Raw genomic sequence first — 17,570 nt, 5'->3', positions numbered from 1 at the left:
CCACTGAAAGGGATTATTAATAAGACCGATGGCTCCGACACTAGACGACCTACTTAATGACAAACGACTAACGCGCCTATTTTCAGTGGACGCTGGTAGCTGTGCGCTACAGTTGTGGATATTGCAGATCAAGTTCGAGAAATCGGTTGAAAATCGTATTGTCTACGGCCGTCTCCTTCCCTATAGCTATTCTAGCGATAACTGGTCCGCTAGCGATGACGATGCTTTTCGTGCCTTTGGGCAAGTGGAAGCTCAGGTTGTTCAGTTAAACTTGTACGCTACAAGCGTCCGCTGCGCGGAGGTTCTTCGGCAATTAAGCGCCGGCCGAACCATTTCGGCAATCAGCGAAGATCTGAAGCTCGGACTTTCGGAAAAGCTGAAAACGCGGTTCGGTGCGATCGCACTGGCTGCTGATAAGCTGGTCTATCGCCCCGTCGCCTACCTGCTCAACCGCGACGCGCATGAGCGAGGGGCGCCCTCCAGCCCACATGGCGGAGCTGGGGCCCTCAGCGCTTCAATCTCTCAAACCGACAAGGCAGCGCTATTCCGCTTAGGTCAGGACTACGACGTCGCTCTCACCGAATGGGTCGTCAAGCACCTCAACGCACATACAGGTCTAGAGTTTGGCGGGGCTGACATCTCCCGGTTTGGCGACCTGGAGTTGATGGTTTTTCCTGCGTTGGACGACCTGGAACGACCCTTGATGAAAGTCACGTGGACGGATGCCCCGCTCGCTTTGATCGTCCGATTTAACCCAATACAGATAGTACACTTTAGCGGCTTCCAATTTCGCCTCAGCGTCGAGAACGGCGACCAAATCACCTACTCAGCCATCGCCCCCGCAGAACGCGACGCAGAAGGGCTTCTCCTGTGCAAATTCGAGCTGAACGAGCAGTTACGCACGAAAATCGACAGCACTGAACTTGAGATATTCGGGCTTGATGGCGACCATTCCGGCCATAGCACGCTGTGTTGCCGGTGGCGGATCGGATATATTCGGGAAATTCATTTTCGGGGTCATCCCGTGGGCGACAGGACCAGCCCAGTCAAGTTTGACTGGCTGGAAAAGGCCACCCGTCCGTCCGATTCAGCGCGAGTTAAGGCTGCACTGACGATCACCCACGGCGATCTCGGTTTCGCCAGTCGCATCGGCGGGCGTGATGCGGATCTTTGGGTCCCGGCCAACCGCGAACTAGTAGCTCTTTTCGCGCGCCTCCATCCGGCGAGGTCGGAGGGGAGATTCTTTCTGCGCTGGAGCCAGGGCGACGGCGATGGCAGGCTGCAATTTGTAGAATGGTTTAAGACACTGCTAGCCAAGTACAGACAGCACCAGATTGTTATTTTCGATCCCTATTTTGAGGATGTCGGCTTAGGTTTGTTATTGCTCTGTGCGGCACCAAAAGCCGACGTCATAGTCTTCACGTCTCTACCCAAGCCACCATCCAAGCAAGGCGAACCCGCGCCGAGCGAATCCGATAAGCCCCTGCCAAGCCGGATTAACAACTTGATGGCGAGCTGCGAGCACAACCGCAATTTAATCAAACGCATTAAGTTGCGCATCTATGGCTTGAAGGACGGCCGCCTGCATGATCGCTATATCCTGATCATGGCGCCGGACGGGCTACCCGAAGCTGGTTTTAACCTCTCCAACTCATTTCAGAAAGCCGCCGAAAACTATCCTTTGCTTATCACTCCGATTCCTTCAGATACGCTGCTTAAAATTGAGGATTACACATCGGGTCTTGTGCGGGAGGCGGAGGCTGCGCAATCCGGAAGCGAGGACGAGAACACATCCATGCGGCTTCTTTTCGACGCTACGGCGTTGCCCAGAGAGACCCGACGATATGAGCCGCTGCGTATCCTCGAGAAGGCCCAAGCTGGCGACGTGCTGAGCATGTGGACCGGAGAACTGTCGCTACGAGGGTTGAGCGGAAGTCCGCTGAGGAAGCGGATGTCGGAGTTGGGCCTGCTTAGAGATGACAGGCTCGCCTTGGCTGAGGCGGGGAGCTTGCGCAACTGCCTCGACCAGCAGTCAGGCGAATTCATGAACTTTGAGACAACTTGGGAGGTGCTTGGCGATGTGCTTGCGCATTCACACTCCGAGGATCGAGACCTCCACCAGGCCAGATACGACGGTGGTTTTCTCGAATTCCTCGCACGCTTCCTCAAGGCGTCATTTGACCGTAAACATGACGGGGCGGACAGCGAATTGGCTGTGATGGACGCCCGCCTCTTCCGGGATTCGATCGAGACGCTATTACACAGCCCCTATCGTCCCGATCATCTATTTCATCCTACAAAATACGCCGGGCTAAGCTGGGCAGAGTTCTTCGCCATCAGATTTCTGTGGTGGTTTTCCCCGGATTCTCTGCTGGCTACCGCGGAAGGCGAGATGGCCAATGTGCCAGTGCAGCCTCAAAGTCTAGACGCCGTGCGGCTGTCGCTCTTGAGCCAAATTGTCAGCGAGATTTCGCAGTCGATAGAGTTCGACATCAACGAAGAGCAAAGGGATTGCCTCATTCGCAGCAAAAATGGCCTTCTGCGCTGGATGGGGCTGAACGTGATCGAGCGAGCGCTGGAAAAGCCGGGGGAACGTGCCGCCGCGCTGGAGTTGATCGCCACGTTTCCCTACCCAGACCAAGTGCAGACCTTGGGCTGGATGGTTGCTCGCGCTGCAACGAAGCAAGAGAAGATCGGGGTCTATAATGACTTGTTGGCTGCCCTAAATGGGGCGTTGCCGACGCCGATCCCGGCGGACGACCTGAGGAGCCTCATCGACTCGATGCGCGGGCATATGCGGCAACTCGGCTGGGCCGAGCCGTGGCTCTTTCAGGATGTGATCCTCCCCTTGTTGCAGAGTGAACGTGCGAGCACCGATGATGCCTGCGCGATTTGGGCTCAGGAACTGGCTGGGTTGCTCGGGCCGAAACAGGAACACGAATCGCGGCTGTTTGAACGAGCGCGTGAGGGGCAGACGACTAACATCGCCGCGCTCCTCTTTGCCCACAGCAGCCCGGAGCGACAACAGGCCAGCTTGAAACCATTAAAGGCGATCCTGAAGCGGCACCAGCGGACCGTACGACAGCCGCTCGCCAGCACCTCCGACTGGGCACGGTGGGATGATGCCTTGGTGGTTTCTATGTGGACCCTGATTTTTACTCGCTGGGGCCAATACTATTTGCGCGGTCGCGGCATGACAAACCGCGAGCTGGAACAATTGTCGCAGGACGCCCGCGAGCTCGCAATGGTCAGGCCGATTTACGAATGGCAGTCGAAGGGCACCGGCAAGCCTGGCGAACTAGCTGCGTTCCTCGACCAAGTCGAGGAGCTCTTAGGCTCGAGCAACTAGTCGAGAAGCGAGTGTCGCTTAGCTATGGCCGCCTCGCAGGCAAGCCCGCGCCGAGGTACGACACCTCGACTGCTGCGTCGTCCCCGGTTACATGAAAGTTACATGGCAACAATCGCATTGGATTGAATTCCTATAACTTGCTGAAAAACCTGGTGCCGGCAGAGAGGATTGAACTCCCGACCTTCGGTTTACAAACGGCTCCAGGCTAATATTACCGGAATATCGAAACACATAATCATTTGTTATTTCGTCATTTTATGACAATCTATCAACATCATTACTTCACTTCCCATGTAACATTTGCTATAAGTCGGTTACATGGAAGTTACATGAAATGCCCAAGATATTTTTAACTGAAGACGTTGTTTTTGATGCAATTTGCCCACCTGACAAAGACCAGGAACTTTTTTGGGATTATGCGGTTGGCGCCAACGGCCAAATCCGTAGCGGCTCCGTCGCCGGGCTCGGGCTTCGTGTCACGGCGCTTGGCCACAAATCCTTCGTTCATGCTTACCAGTTGAACGGCAAACGCTGCCGCAAGGTTCTCGGTTCAACGGTTGTTTTCAGTGTAGCCTCGGCACGCTTGGCGGTGATCCAGCGCGAGCAGGAGATAATCGCCGGCAATGACCCCGACCTTGACCGCATCGATCCGCGCCGGAAGCATTTCGACACGATTGCCGAAGTCATCGACCGCTATTGGGACAGCCATGTCTCTGGCCTGTCAAAGGCCACCAGATACTCCTTTGCTTCCTTCATGGGAAAATGGCTAAGACAGGCGAACACAATCAACAAGCGCGGCCACAACAAACCAAAGGGATACACAGCTTTCGGAACCATGTTTGCCGAGAGATCACTGATATCAATCAGGCCGTCGGATGTGGAGCGGTTCCAAACGCAGTTCGCCTCGCCGCATGTGTACAACACGGCGCTCGGCCACGTTACAGCACTGTTCAATTGGGCAATCCGCATGCAACTGGTGGATATGCGGAATCCGTGCCATCCGCTCAGGAAAAAGAAAATCTTCCGTCGCCGGCGCGACTACTCGACCGAGCAAATCCGGCAGATAGCGGCCCATGTCTTCTACCCGGCAGTCGAGGTGCTACCGGAAGTAGACCACCTCGAAGGCCATGCCAAGCGTGACATGGCGCTCCGCAAGGCTTGGCTGGTAACCGCCAACGATCAGATGCAGGAGCTCTGCAACTACATGGGCATCCTCTTCCTGACCATGGCGCGCCCCAGCGACCTCAACAAGGCCGAGTTCGCCCATTTCGACCTGGAGAAGCTGGTCTGGCACAAGCACAACACCAAGGGCATTCAGTTATCGCGCTCTATCTACGAGTATGCCTATCGTTCGGTGCCGATCCATTCCCGGGTCGCCGACATGGTGCAGGCCCAGCGCCTCCGTTGGTCCGAAAGTAAGCTGCTGTTCCCGTCCCATACCGACCAGACCAAGCCCCGCGACAATTTCCGTAAGGGGCTGGAGCGGTTTAAGGCCCTCCCCGGTGTGCCGGAGTATTTCCAGCTCTACGATCTTAAGCGGATTGCGATCTCGCTCATGCTGACCGGCCAGGGCGTGTCGCACGAAGCCATATCCCACTACGTCGACCACAAGGGAAATCTGGAAACGACCATGATCTACGACCTTGGTCTCGTTGATCCCTTGCGCCCCGTCACCGAAAGGCTCGGCGCCCTGCTCGGCATATAGGCTCCGACGACGAATACTTAACCCTTTAGCCGATGAAATAAGATACAAATCTCCATCAATATCAGGCTAGATTATACCATGTCATCTTCTGAAAGTTACTCGGTACGAGGCGACCGCGCCTTAGGCGCGGGCGATCAAGATAAACTTGGCTTCCGCGAGGTGGCCAAGCGTATTGCTACGTCATTGGTCGACCGGGCATCTGAGGACGGCCTAGTCGTCGGACTTGAGGGGGCTTGGGGTTCTGGAAAATCGAGCCTGCTATTTTTGGTCGGCGATGAGCTCGGCAAACTACCTCCCGAGGGAAGGCCGACAGTCATTCATTTTCGGCCTTGGCTGATCGGCAATCGGGACGCCCTGATCGTTAGCCTGTTCCGCGAGTTTTCCAATCAGTTGGATCGACTGGCTCTTGCATCTGGGGACGCTACGCCAATCTCAATCACAAAGGCTAAAAACGCCGGCAAGGCCCTGCGCAGCTTCATGGGCGGATTAAGCAAGGCTGGGGGACTCATTGAAGTTGCAGGGGATTTTACAGGGATTGGCGCGATCAAGCTCGCGGGCAAAGGCCTGAAAGCCGCAGGCGACATGGCCGGAAAACAAGCCGATCCTCAGTTGGCCACTCTCAAGGACCAACTTGTCGCGTCGTTGCGCGATCTTGGTCACCGTTTTGTCGTCACCATTGATGACGTGGATCGGTTGGAACCAACTGAAATTTTGGAAATTCTGCGCCTGGTAAGGTCTGTTGTCGATCTGCCGAACGTAATCTATCTGCTCTGCTACGATAGCGAAGTGCTGGCACATAGCATTCAGGAAGCCGCCAGTGTCCAGAACGGCGGGGCTTTTCTCGAGAAGATCGTCCAACTGACCGTGATGGTGCCCAAGCCGGAAGCTTTCCAATTACGCCAGTGGTTTGCTGAGGCACTACAGCAAATTGGAACAGCTAAGGATGAGGACGAGCGTGAGCGGCTACGCCAGGTCATCGATCACGAGGGCGGCCGGCAATTGCGGACTCCCAGATCGGTGGTTCGGGCATTAGATTCGGTTCGTTTCTTTTGGCCCCCTCTCCGGGAAATCGGCGCCGATCTGGCGGATCTGGTCTGGCTGCAGCTGATTAAAGACGGCAATCCGGCGTTGTATCGATGGATCGAAGAATACTGCGGGACGGCGGCGGCCCTGTCCTTGGGAACGGCCCGGGTGGATGAAGCGGAGAAAAGCCAGCAAGTGGATTCACTTGAGGCCGCAGCCGGTAAAAACGTCTTTGACGACCATCTCTATCGGCATGCTTTCTCAGAACAGCTTGCTGGCGTTACCCCGAACTTCTCAAAAGCCGGACCTGCATTCCAGCTTTTCGAAAGAGTTGACGACCGAACGAGAGATGAGGCGATTCAAGGTCGGCGTCTGGCCAGCCCCGACCACTACAGGTTCTACTTCGCGATGGCCACACCATCCCACGCTCTGACGCAAAGCGATTTCGATGCCTTGCGGGACGCACTGACAGCTGGTCCCGATAAAACGACAGCGGTGCTGTTGACGTTGCAAAGCCAAAATGCGGCCGGAACTCTCACCAAGGCCGACTTGATGATCGAGCGGATGAAAGGTGGTGCCTCCGAACTGTTAGACGGGAAGCAATGTCGAAACCTTCTTATGGCCTTGGCGAACAGCATGGACGAGGCATACCGTCTTCGTCCGTTCGACGGATTTGCTTTCAGTTCGTTGTGGGACAGGACGCTTCCGCTCGTCGCCTTGCTTTTGGCGCGGTTGAAACCGGCTCAACGCAGTACCTCAACCCGTGATATGTTCGCAGAGGGCGCTGCAATCGGATGGCTTACGTTTGTGTTTCGGCATGAGATTTTTGCTCATGGCCGGTTCGGAGATCGAAGCCGTAACAAGAGCGACTGGGTATTGGCAACGGAGCAGCAGGTGGACGATGCTATCCGCATCATGCTCTCGCGGTACAAAGCAATGACCCTCAAAGACATTTTGCAGTCCCCTCGCCCGCTGAGCCTTCTCTTCGCATGGCAACAGGGCGGCGATGAGCAAGGTCCGCGCCGACTGCTAGGCACTCACAGCAAAACGGATGCGGGGCTTTTACAAACCCTTGAGGGTCTCACCTCTCAGATCAACAGCAGTGACAGGGGAATCGTCACGGTGCTGTCTAGACAAAATATCGAGCCATTTCTTGACTACGAGCAGGCAACAGGGCGGATAAAGGCACTAGCGTCGAAACCGAGATTCAAAGAGGCTGCTACTAAGATCATGAAGCTTATCGACGAAGGGAAGCAATTCTGAAACGCCTTTTTACCGGGGATCTTTCTCAAATCAGCGCTTGACGTCATTTTTTGGCTGTGACGCAATGAACCAGCGCCGATTTCGGCCGCAAATCCCATCAAAGAAAGTACGGTTTATGGAAGCCCTGCAAGCGCTGGTGCTGACCAGCACGCAATTGCGCGACATGCTGACGGAAGCTGCGAGACAAGGGGCCGCGCTCGCCGTGGCAGAACTCCGCGCCGATCTTCGCCAGTCGCCCGAAGATGTTACGTTACAGAAGCTCCGAAGCTACCTGGCCGACCCGGCTTCCCTTTCCAATCCCCATGACCATTGGGCAGACAGCGGGCTGATCCGCCGGATTCAGGTTACCTCACGCGGAAAGCCAAGATCCACGGCGTGGTTCATGAAGTTCCAGAGGCAAACCGGCCTGCACGAGTGTTTTACTCGTCAAAGCCCCGCCTACGGCCGGCGACGGGAATGGACATTTGCCGATATCGGGTTGGCGTGGGATGCTTACTACCGCAAACGGTAACATTCCATATTGCGTTGGGCGCGATGACAGAGGGCAAATATCCGGGGGAGCTCGCCTCCCCGGAGCAGATTCATGAACTGGCTGAAGAGTACCGCAAGGCGGCAACCGAGCTCCTTAAACTCGGCCGATCCGGCAAGCCGCTTACTCGAGCGCCGTTCAGATTGTGTGCCATACACGCGATCGAACTCTACCTGACGGCGCTTTTGCTCCACCGCGGGCACAACCCCAATCAGCTCCGCAAAATGCAGCACGACCTGTCGGCGCGGACTGAACATACCTTGGCAGCGGGGCTGCTACTTCGCGCGAAGACCGCCAAGCATCTTCAGTCCCTCAGTCAGAACCGTGAATACCTCGTAACTCGCTACGGGCCAGAAATGGCCGCAACCACCTCACATATAACCCGCCTTACCGCCACCCTTGAAGAGGTGGCGGTAAAGGTCACGGTATTGATCGGCCTGCCGCCAAAAGCGCCGGCAGGCCCAGTTGCAGGCGGCGAGGCTCAAGGCCGAGATTCGGCGGCCTCGTTGTCGGCGGCGACTGCCAATTGAACAACATGCTGCAACAGGAATGCATCGACGAGATACGCTGCATAGTCTCGTGAAAGCGGCAACATGTCTGAGGTGATTTCGTTGTCGATATAACCCTCGGCGTCCCAATAACTCCGAGTCAGTTCCTCGTTAGCCGGCTCCATCCGCTCGATAATCCTTTCGAAAGCGGCATTGGCGGCATCGATAAGCATGGTACGGTCGGTCCCGGTGACAGGCAGGGACGCAATGACGGCATGGGTCTCCATGACGAAGTTTCCTTATGGGAATGGCGGTCTCTTGCCTCAGCATTTTCGGTCGCCACGCCGACGCTGGTTCTTGAAGGGGTGGCTCGTCAATGCGCCAGGCGCCACCTTATGCTCACATGCGCACAAGCAAGATACGCGGGAATTTTGCAAATGCAATCCGGCTTTCAGTGGATTGCGCCGTTCTCCACGAAGCGACCGAGGGAGCGGAGATGTAAGACAATTTCTCGGCGAAGATGGTCGCGCTCGCCATACCCGCGGGAAATCCTCCTGAGAATAGGTTGCACCTCGTTCCTCTTGGCCGAGGGCAGATCAGCATCGCCAATCACATACCCGTCGTAACCCACAGCACAGATATCGCAGCCCGTCTCGATGACGGCTTGGACGAAGGCTGGGATGTCCTCTTTGCTCATCAGCTTCATCGGCACCTCTCTGATCCACCAACATCAGTCCGTAACACCGCCACAGCTTCAATATTGCGAATTAGGATGTAGTCGTCGAGTTCGCCGTCCGTCGCACCCGCGCGAGGGTACTTTTGCTCACCTCATAATCGGCGATCATCTGACGGATGTTTTCGCCTGCGGCGAACCGTGCAGCGATGTCCTGGCGTTGCTGCGCTGTGAGCTTGGGCTTGCGGCCAAACTTGACACCCTTGGCCATCGCCCGGGCTCGGCCGGTTGCTGTATTCTCCAGGATCCGGCGCCGTTGCCACTTGGCCGCCCACCCCACCAGAAAGACGATGAGGTCGGACATTTCCGACGTGGTGTCGATGAAGGGCTCGTCCAGCAAGCGAAGCGACGCGCCTGCGGATGAGACAGTCTTGACGATTTGTAGCATGTCCAACGGATCTCGTGCCATTCGGTCACTGACTACCGCATGGACGACGTCACCAGGCGCCAACACTTTCAGGAGCCGTTGCAATTGGCGACGGTCGGCGTTCTTGCCGCTCAGCTTTTCAAAGAAGATCTTCTGACAGCCTGCCGCCTCCAGGCGTTCAAGCTGGGAGGTTAGATCCTGTGACTCTGTCGAGACCCGCGCATATCCGTACTTCATTCACATGCGCCTCCTGCTGTTTCAAAACTCACGAGATTTGCAACATCCCGGCTCAGATATTTTTGTCGATATTCCAAGTGTTCGTCACGACCATTTGCCTAAATCTTGCGCGAAAAAGCGAACGCCGCGTTAGTTAGCAACCCCTAATACTCAAGCTCAAATCTCGTGAGTTTCGATAACCTCTCTGATCAGCGCAGCCGCCATGGCTGCGTTTTTTGATTCAGGGGGAAAGTATGCGCGTGCGCCTTTTCGTTGCCGCTACGCTACTCGTCGGCTTGGCGGGCTGCGGCCAGCCGACTCTGATCGGTCGCTGGCAGGGTATAATGGGCTTCGGCTTCGAGTTTCATGAGGGTGGCAGCGCGACGCTGCTGGATGTCAGCGGTCCCTTTCCGGGCACCTGGAACGAAGTGAGCAAAGGTCACGTGGACCTGTCGTTTCCAAGCCTTCGCATGAAAGGTAGCTGCACGTATTCGTTCTCAACCAGCGGCAACACCACCGACCTAATCCTCGCCGACTGCGGCACCGGATCCAATCTGGACGGCCGCTACGCCAGCGTCCCCAAGAAATAGCCGCACCTTCTCAACCTATTTAGATCAATCGCGCGACTGAGGGAGTTTCCATGCGCCGATACCTTGCACTTGCGATGCTGGTTGCCGTGACCAGTTGTTCCGGCTCTGGTTCTGCCAATTCAGGAGGGGAAGAGGTTCGCGCGGCCGAGCTCTTGCACGGCCTAGTCGACAAGTTGGCCACCAAAGATACGGTGGTAACGATGGCAGGCACGACCCCGGGGACCTTCGAGGCGAAGAGCGCTGCTGTCTACACTTACAAGATTTCCAAAACGGGCAAATGCACCTATCAATCGGATGTGTCCTGGACGACGTCAGAGGGCAAAGACATTGAAGTCATTTTCGACACGGACCTGAATTCGCTCAACCCAGACGTCTATTTGAGTGACAACAACCTATCGCCCGAGCGTAAACAGGTCAGGCTGCTATCCGGGGCTAAAATTGCCTGCAAGGAGCCAAAATCTAATTACATGTGCCGTAGCTTTCAGGGCGTCGCCGTTATGGCCGTGCAGGACATCAAGGCCGCTCAATTCAAAGACCTGGCGACCAAGTTCAAGCAGGACTTCTGCCAGTAGGGGTGCGTGGGCATACGCAGGACTCCGAGCCGCGGCCGGTCTGGGCGTCATAGGCTGGGCTGGCTTGGGGTAGCCCAGCAAGGCAATGCTGGCCCCCGCACGGCCATGCCTTCCAGAAACGGTTGAAGTCGCGCCGGCCGCAGCCCTTACGACAGCCTTGGCTGTATAATGCCGATTCGCGAGGATGGCTGTGGGGGATCGGTCATGACGAACAAAGGCATCTGTGCCCGAACAACGCCGATGAAGTGGGATCAGTGGCGTCGCCGCGCCATCTTCTCGTTCATCGCAACCCTCCTTGCGGCTATGGCCGAGCCCGCCCTGGCCGCGAGTGCCACCGGCACCTACGTAGGATCCTCTCCCGACGGGGCGTACCTAATGGAGCTCGTTGAGATAGATGGCCGTCTGACCGGCCATTACGAGCGGGTGATATTGTCGCGCTCTGGAAAGCTGGAGGACACCAACACCGCTCTCAGCGGCGCCGTTAACAACGGGACGGTGGTGATCACCATCCAGCCGACCGAGTTGCTGTCGGGAGCAATCACGGCTTCAGGAACTTTCGATGGACAGGCACTCCACCTCACAGGTGGCGGCGATGGCGGGACCCTTGCCCTGAACCTCGTCCAGGCCGACAAGAATGCATTCCAGACCCAGGTGTCCGATCTCACCAACCGGGCCAATCAGCTGCGCCTGGCGCGTGCCGAGGCCGACGCCCTGGCGCACGCCCAGGATTTCGTGAGGCTTTTGGACGCCTTCAGCGCCCATGCCGATACGCAGTTGAAGCTATTCGCCCCCACCGAACAAAACCTGAGAACACTGACCGGCCAGATGCGTGCGGCGTTAGCAAAGCAACAAGCTATTAGGGGAGATGGCCAGGCAAGCGTTGCCCGAGGCCAGATATCGGTTTGGATCAATCAGGCTGATGTCAGTGCCTCGCAGATCCACCAACGCATTGAGGCTGCGTATCGCGATTTCGACAGCAAATCGGCGCCCATCCTTGCGAAATTGGCGGTAGCCGTGCCGGCCTGCAATGAGGTGGTTTCAGGCACAGCGAAGGGTGACGATCCCGCGAACCTAAACACTATGAAACCCGTTTGCTCCAAACTCCTCGAAAGCGCGAAGACCTTTCAGGCACGTGTTTCGTCCGTGCGCGGGTCGTTTTCCCATATCGCCGCAGTATGGAACGAAGAGCATCAAAAGCAGGCGGCGATCGTCCAGGCTTCGGAAGCTCGCTAGACCTTTTGGATCAGCAAAGAGATAGCGAAATTGGGTAGCTGGTTTACCTCCGCAGCCAGCGACTTTACGCTAATGCCCTGGCCCTGTTGGGGCTCATCATACGGCCTTGCGGTAACTGTTTTCAGTACGAATGGCTGGCCTTGAAGCCAATCACCGTAGATTCGCCCCATCTCAGATTGCGCCATTCCGGCATCCTGAAAGCCGGCGCGAATAACCAGTTGCAGCCAACCTCCCGAGCGCAGCCGCTCATGTCCAATCTGAAGAGTAAAATCCTCGACCAGTTCACGATGGTCTGCATCTCCTTCAACTTCGAAGTGCTTCGCAAGCTCGGTTGCGCTTCGTGCCTTGTGCACCCCCGCAAACCAAAGCGTGATCGCGTCCAATTGCCCGACCGAATCCAGCAGCGTTTGGAGTGGCTGGTCTTTCACCAAAAGATCCGAGTGGATCAGGGTAACCCCATCCTGCAACTCCAATTCACCCGGCCGATAAGTCGACCGATAGAGGCCATTCTTGAGCAGCTCGTCCTTCATCCGATCGCGGTTGTGGGGTGGCGAAGCGGCATCCAGTAGGGTCAACGCTGCCGAAATGCAGTCAGAATTCTCATCGATTCCGATTAGCAGCGCTCCATGGGGCAAAGCCATTCGCAGAGCTTCAAGACCATGGCCGCGACCACAGCCGATATCGAGCACACGGCCGATACCTCCTTTGGTGGCAAGTTCCTGGGCTTGTGCGGCGTAGAGACCTTGGGCTTTGTAGCGGTCGGCGTTTGTCGCCCACATCGCTGCATATTGCCGATGCGCAACCGCCAGCATTTGCCCGTCTGGGGCGTCGAAGATAGGCTTGTGACACTCGCCATAGCGTAGGCCACTTGTGCAGCCACACAGGTCATCCGGTTGAAGGTCAATTGAAAGGCCCATCCCTTTACATTTGCTCATCAAACGACCCGTGACAACACAAAATGACGACGCCCAAGGATAGGCGGAGGCTCCGGTCGCCCCTCTATGTTAGCCCTGGGGCGGGTGGGAGCGCGAGGGGCGGGCTTTGGGGGCTCCTCGCATGCCCCCTGGCCGGCTCGATGCCGCCAGGGGCATACCAGCGCCAGCACAGCAAAAGGCCCGGAGCGTCGCAGCTCCGGGCCTTGCCCGCATTTATCGCTCGTTATTCGGCTGCAATCGCTATCACAGTATGGTCGTCAGCCTCTCTCGTAGGGGAGCGCAGCGGTGCCGGAAGCCAGCCTCGACCATCAAGCTCCTTCTCGGCTTGCAGGACGCCTTCATCCTTAGGGGCACGTTCCACGGCGCGTGCTGCCACTTCGCTGCATCCGGCTTCGCGCATCCCGTCCGCGATAGCGGCCTTGGAAAGACGTCCGAGGAACGCGGCATCCGGCGTCCACCACCGCTGCATGTCGAGACCGACGGCGGCGGCGACCTGCTCGGCCTGTGCCAACCTACCCTTGCTGCCGTCATAGCGACCGCTGACGGCATTAAGATTGGCGGCAGAGGCCACCGCCAGCAGGTCCAACAGCCTCCCGGTGTCCTGCTCTAGCAACCAAGCCCAAAGGTCGGCGGCATTCCCGGGAATGTGATTGCCCCATCCCTCCAACATCTCGTTCCAGCCCGTCAGGGCGCGACAGGTGTCCGGCCCCTTTACCGATACGGCAAGGCTGCGGCGTTCGCCCCGGACTTCAACAGCGGACTCCACCCGCCCACGGAAGTCATGGAACATCGCGATCACCAACGGATGCAGCAGCGCGGCCAACGCCACGTGCGGGCGACCGGCCAGTTCAACCCGCATCGCAGCGGTACGGATAGCAGTCAGTTCCTCTACCAGCGCCGCCGACAAGCCAGAGGGCGGGGCCGATTGGATGTTGTCGGTATCCGGCTCTCCGTCCTCGCCTTCCCCGCCCTCTCCAGCATTGAGCTGTTGCATTGCCTTACGGTCATCTGGCTTCACCAGCCCGCTCACCACCTGCAAGTCCCCAGCATGCGCAATCGTGATAATGCAGCCCGCCAGCATCTTTTCCTTGGGGTCGAGGCTTTCCAACCCAGCCTCCAAGGCACCTATTTGGCTCTCAAGTTCCCGCAGGCGCGCTTCGTCCGCCTCAACCTGCGGGTCACCCTCGGCATAGACCTCGATGACCGCATTCAGTTCGTCGCGTTGTTGGTCGAGCGTCGAGAGTTCGGCCTGCTCGGCCTCGGTCGGTTCCCGGCGCGTTGCATGGATGCGACCAAAGCCCCCGTTATGGATGAGACCGCTTTCGAGGCTGATTTCCACCCATTTCCAGCCCTGCGGACGCAGTTGGTCAGCCACGGCCTCCAACTGCTCACTTGCCAGCTTCACCAGCAAGGGCCGGTCGGTCAGGAACGTCATGCCGTCCTCGGCGAACAGGTCACGCAACACCGCTCCGCCAGCCTGCTCGTAGGCTTCAAGGCCCACGAACCGCGCCAGCCGGTCCGTGGCGCGCACATGCGCGCTGGTGAGGTAAGAGCGAAGATTGGCGGGGTTACGGCTCCAGCCGTCCTGCTCGAACCATGCGGCTTCCTGCGCGGCATGGTCGTCACTGATGGCGAGTGCCTTCGCCTGCTCGAGGCTCATGCCACCCTCCCGCAGCACGTCGAGGATGCACGGCGACAGGCTTGCCAGCTTGAGACGCTGGCGAACCGTGACCACCGACTGTCCGAAACGCGCGGCGATATCCTCAGCCGCCATGCCTTCCTCGACAAGATCCCGGTACGCAATCACCTCGTCGACCGGGTGCATGGGCTCCCGCTGGTCGTTCTCGGCAAGCGAGAGTTCCGTGGCGCTGCCATCTTCGCGCAGAATGGCCCTCACCGGGTATTCCTTGGTCACAGCCACACCCTGCACGCTGCGCCCTTCGGCCAACAGCAGACGCAACGCCCCCAGTCGCCGCCCTCCGGCGACCACCTCGAACTTGCCGCCCTTGGGAGCCTTGCGGGTCACAAGGTTATGAAGGAGGCCGTGGGACTCGATGCTGGCCGCGAGTTCCGCCCTCCCCGCCTCGGCATTGACCCGGCGGACATTGGCCTTGCTCGGCACCAGCTTACCGAGAGGGATGGTGATTTCATTAGTGTTCATGGTCTTGCTCCTTGTTGGGTTTCAGGGAATGACCTGAAGGGTTCAGGCCTCCCTGAACCCCTGCCTCGCGGCGAGCAGCGGGGAGCGAGGGGGCAAGCCTCGACGGCGGAGGGGTATCCCCGGTCTGCACGGAGCGAAGCGCAGGAAGGTGGGGGAAGCCGCTGGCGAGGCTTGCGGGGAGAGAGGGTCGCGCGCCTCTCTTCCCATCTGCCTAAACAAGCCGTACCCTTCTTCAGGGGGTACCGTGTCTTCAATTTTGCAAATGACGTTTCCGAAGGATTGGCCACAGATCGCGACCATCTTACAGGCCAGCCCGACGACGGCAGACTGGCACGCTGCTTTCGGCGTGTGCCTGTCCGATCGCATTGAGAAACGTTACCTTGTTCCGATCAGAGCTCTGCAGAATGGCCCTTTTCAGGGTGAGGGTTTTACGATCCTCACCATCCAATGTGCGCTGATAGAATTCCTTGCTGCCTTAAAAAAGGGCTGGAACTTTCGCCAGGGCGCCCATTGGGGCGTCAACAACGAATACGGATCCAGCCGGCAGCTTTATAAGGGCTTTTTGACGAGTGAGGCGCCGTTCAGCTCTATCGTGACGTCTGATGCTGAAGCAGAGGTTTTCTACACCGACATACGGTGCGCGCTTGTGCATGAAGCGCAGACCAAAAACGGTTGGAAAGTTCGGGTAACGGGTGCCAGGGCCATCGATTTCGGCCAGACCTATGTGAACAGAGATCTGTTGCTGAAGCTGGTCGAGCAGTGGGTGCAATCCTATCGCAGTGCGTTGCCGAACGACCCTCAGTTGCAAGCGGCTTTTCTTAGGAAATTTGCATATATCCATTCCCATTCGTGAGCCGCGCATCCCGACCGCGTAAGCGGGCCGCAAAGGAAAAGGGCGTACAAGGCGGAAGCACCGAAATGCCCGCCAGCGGGACCAAGTCAGTTCGGTGCTGGAGAAAGTTCGTGGCCCTGAGACCGGTTCAACAGGGCGGCCGTAGGAGCATCAGCATAGCGCCGCCGTCAGGCGGGATGCAGGACCGACAGGCCCCGGCGAAGGGCGCTACTTGGCCATTTTGGCAGTCACACTTCCAATATTGTTGCACCGTTTCCGAACAGCAACCCTCTTATGTCTCCAATGCATTCGCCGTTTCATCGCGAATGACTTTTCCGTGGTGGATCTCCAGATAGGTGACCAACGCATCAATGATCCGGGAAGCGTCTGCCATAGTGTTTTGTAGGTCAGACCGCCGAAGATCTAGATCCAGCTCGAGATTGTGTATCACGCGATGGCGGAAAGCGATCATAGCGGCGAAAGTCTCGTCCAGATTTTTCGCCTTGCCTTTCCTGTTCTTAACTTCCCGCAATATTTTACGAAAATCGATGCCTAGCCACTCGGAAAAAGCCTTCTGGATGCTGGAGACATTTTGGAAGCTGTACCAGCCCGTCACAACATCCTCCAACGTCTTCCGCCCTTCCGCGATGGCAAGCCCGTCTTGAAAGTCGATCTTCTTCTCCTGCGTGCGCAAAAGGGCTTGAGCACGATCAGAATAGCGGATCAGGATAAAAAAGACTCTGCTCAAAAAGCCTTCCAATGACGCGATCGCGAAAGGAACCAGCGCATTATAAAGCACTCTTGCCGGATCAGCCCGAGCGAGAGTAGCCAGCGATGCATCTTCGCTGAGCTTGGCCATGGTTTGATTTTCTTCGGGCAGTGCGAACATCGTCGCCTTAAGATGCTGCGTCACGACCTCATAGGCCTGAAACAGCCCCCGCGAGGCCGCGTCGCGCGGCTCAGACCGTTCATGCGAGTAACGATTCCTTCCACCCCAATCGTTGTAGAAGTTACCTCCGAACAGAGCCCGCGCTCTTCGAATTGTTTCATTTTGAAAAACCTTGTCGGCGCGGCTGCCCGACGCGCGGGTGCGCGTATGCAGTGCCCAGTCGCACGGTCCAAGGTCCAGCGGATCTTCGCTACAGGGGTATACGGTCGCCTCCACACCATCATAGGACAGGTAATCCGTAGAGTTGAACCAATGGAAATGAACTGTACCCTTAGGCCAGTCCCAAAGATGCTTGGTAGGGAGATACCCCAATGATTTCAGGAAACTGGTAAGTTCCTTTTTAGTGGCTTGACGGGGATGCAAGGTAGCTTCGACACTCATCGATAGAGCCTGCCACCGCTGCTACCGATTTTCCAGCCCAAGTTGCGCGCGTGCCTCTCCCCTGACCAAGGGCGTACAAAGCGGAAGCACCGAAATGCCTGCCAGCGGGATCAAGTCAGTTCGGTGCTGGAGAAAGTTCGTGGCCCTGAGACCGGTTCAACAGGGCGGCCGTAGGAGCATCAGCATAGCGCCGCCACAGGCGGGACGCGGGACTGACCGCCCCCGGCGAAGAGCGCCGTTTGAT

At 57.5% G+C, this 17,570-nt stretch carries 15 protein-coding genes; 9 read left to right on the top strand and 6 right to left on the bottom strand.

Features of this window, described 5'->3' with window-relative positions; translation table 11 throughout:
- The first annotated feature begins 28 nt into the window (after positions 1–28).
- The 5 genes from KVT37_RS16305 to KVT37_RS16285 all read left to right on the top strand — a co-directional run bounded on the left by KVT37_RS16305 (position 29) and on the right by KVT37_RS16285 (position 8,399).
- Entirely contained in the window at positions 29–3,349 is a 3,321-nt protein-coding gene (locus KVT37_RS16305; RefSeq protein ID WP_217574789.1) for a VPA1262 family protein, read from the top strand.
- 334 nt (positions 3,350–3,683) lie between these two features.
- Positions 3,684–5,054, top strand: coding sequence for an integrase family protein (locus KVT37_RS33480; protein WP_254634058.1), 1,371 nt, complete (start codon positions 3,684–3,686; stop codon positions 5,052–5,054).
- Between the two features lie 78 nt (positions 5,055–5,132).
- A complete protein-coding gene (locus KVT37_RS16295; RefSeq protein WP_217574787.1) occupies positions 5,133–7,340 on the top strand; it encodes a P-loop NTPase fold protein in 2,208 nt (735 codons plus the stop codon).
- Positions 7,341–7,404: 64 nt separating this feature from the next.
- Positions 7,405–7,851, top strand: a complete 447-nt coding sequence (locus tag KVT37_RS16290) for a hypothetical protein (RefSeq protein ID WP_254634057.1) — start codon at positions 7,405–7,407, stop codon at positions 7,849–7,851.
- A gap of 23 nt (positions 7,852–7,874) precedes the next feature.
- Positions 7,875–8,399, top strand: a complete 525-nt coding sequence (locus tag KVT37_RS16285; RefSeq protein WP_254634056.1) for a hypothetical protein — start codon at positions 7,875–7,877, stop codon at positions 8,397–8,399.
- On the opposite strand, the gene KVT37_RS16280 is transcribed toward KVT37_RS16285, so the two are convergent.
- The 3 genes from KVT37_RS16280 to KVT37_RS16270 all read right to left on the bottom strand — a co-directional run bounded on the left by KVT37_RS16280 (position 8,351) and on the right by KVT37_RS16270 (position 9,694).
- On the bottom strand, positions 8,351–8,644 hold the full coding sequence (locus tag KVT37_RS16280; RefSeq protein WP_217574785.1) for a hypothetical protein: 294 nt from the start codon (positions 8,642–8,644) through the stop codon (positions 8,351–8,353). The two genes, KVT37_RS16285 and KVT37_RS16280, sit on opposite strands and share 49 nt — an antisense overlap.
- A 164-nt stretch (positions 8,645–8,808) precedes the next feature.
- Complete coding sequence (locus KVT37_RS16275; RefSeq protein ID WP_217574959.1) at positions 8,809–9,054, bottom strand: hypothetical protein; 246 nt, start codon at positions 9,052–9,054, stop codon at positions 8,809–8,811.
- A 70-nt stretch (positions 9,055–9,124) separates the two neighbouring features.
- On the bottom strand, positions 9,125–9,694 hold the full coding sequence (locus KVT37_RS16270) for a recombinase family protein (RefSeq protein WP_217574783.1): 570 nt from the start codon (positions 9,692–9,694) through the stop codon (positions 9,125–9,127).
- 233 nt (positions 9,695–9,927) lie between these two features.
- On the opposite strand from KVT37_RS16270, the gene KVT37_RS16265 reads away from it, so the two are divergent.
- From KVT37_RS16265 to KVT37_RS16255, 3 genes are all read left to right on the top strand, one after another.
- Positions 9,928–10,263 (top strand): hypothetical protein, encoded by a 336-nt coding sequence (locus KVT37_RS16265; RefSeq protein WP_217574781.1) that lies wholly within the window; start codon positions 9,928–9,930, stop codon positions 10,261–10,263.
- 50 nt (positions 10,264–10,313) lie between these two features.
- Entirely contained in the window at positions 10,314–10,835 is a 522-nt protein-coding gene (locus KVT37_RS16260; protein ID WP_217574778.1) for a hypothetical protein, read from the top strand.
- Positions 10,836–11,039: 204 nt separating this feature from the next.
- On the top strand, positions 11,040–12,068 hold the full coding sequence (locus tag KVT37_RS16255; RefSeq protein ID WP_217574777.1) for a hypothetical protein: 1,029 nt from the start codon (positions 11,040–11,042) through the stop codon (positions 12,066–12,068).
- On the opposite strand, the gene KVT37_RS16250 is transcribed toward KVT37_RS16255, so the two are convergent.
- A complete protein-coding gene (locus KVT37_RS16250; protein WP_217574775.1) occupies positions 12,065–12,880 on the bottom strand; it encodes a hypothetical protein in 816 nt (271 codons plus the stop codon). The genes KVT37_RS16255 and KVT37_RS16250 overlap by 4 nt on opposite strands.
- A 346-nt stretch (positions 12,881–13,226) precedes the next feature.
- The gene (locus KVT37_RS16245; protein ID WP_217574774.1) at positions 13,227–15,164 is read right to left on the bottom strand and encodes a ParB/RepB/Spo0J family partition protein; all 1,938 of its coding nucleotides are present in this window, start codon (positions 15,162–15,164) and stop codon (positions 13,227–13,229) included.
- A gap of 244 nt (positions 15,165–15,408) precedes the next feature.
- Between KVT37_RS16245 and KVT37_RS16240 the strand changes: the two genes are divergently transcribed.
- Entirely contained in the window at positions 15,409–16,017 is a 609-nt protein-coding gene (locus tag KVT37_RS16240; RefSeq protein WP_217574772.1) for a hypothetical protein, read from the top strand.
- A gap of 271 nt (positions 16,018–16,288) precedes the next feature.
- Here the strand turns inward: KVT37_RS16240 and KVT37_RS16235 are convergent, their stop codons facing one another.
- Positions 16,289–17,326, bottom strand: coding sequence for a hypothetical protein (locus KVT37_RS16235; RefSeq protein WP_217574770.1), 1,038 nt, complete (start codon positions 17,324–17,326; stop codon positions 16,289–16,291).
- Between the last annotated feature and the right edge of the window lie 244 nt (positions 17,327–17,570).

This window comes from Mesorhizobium sp. GbtcB19, from assembly GCF_019091085.1.
GTDB lineage: Bacteria > Pseudomonadota > Alphaproteobacteria > Rhizobiales > Rhizobiaceae > Mesorhizobium.
Note: the sequence above shows the minus strand (reverse complement) of the source record. Positions and strands in the feature narration are given on the sequence as shown.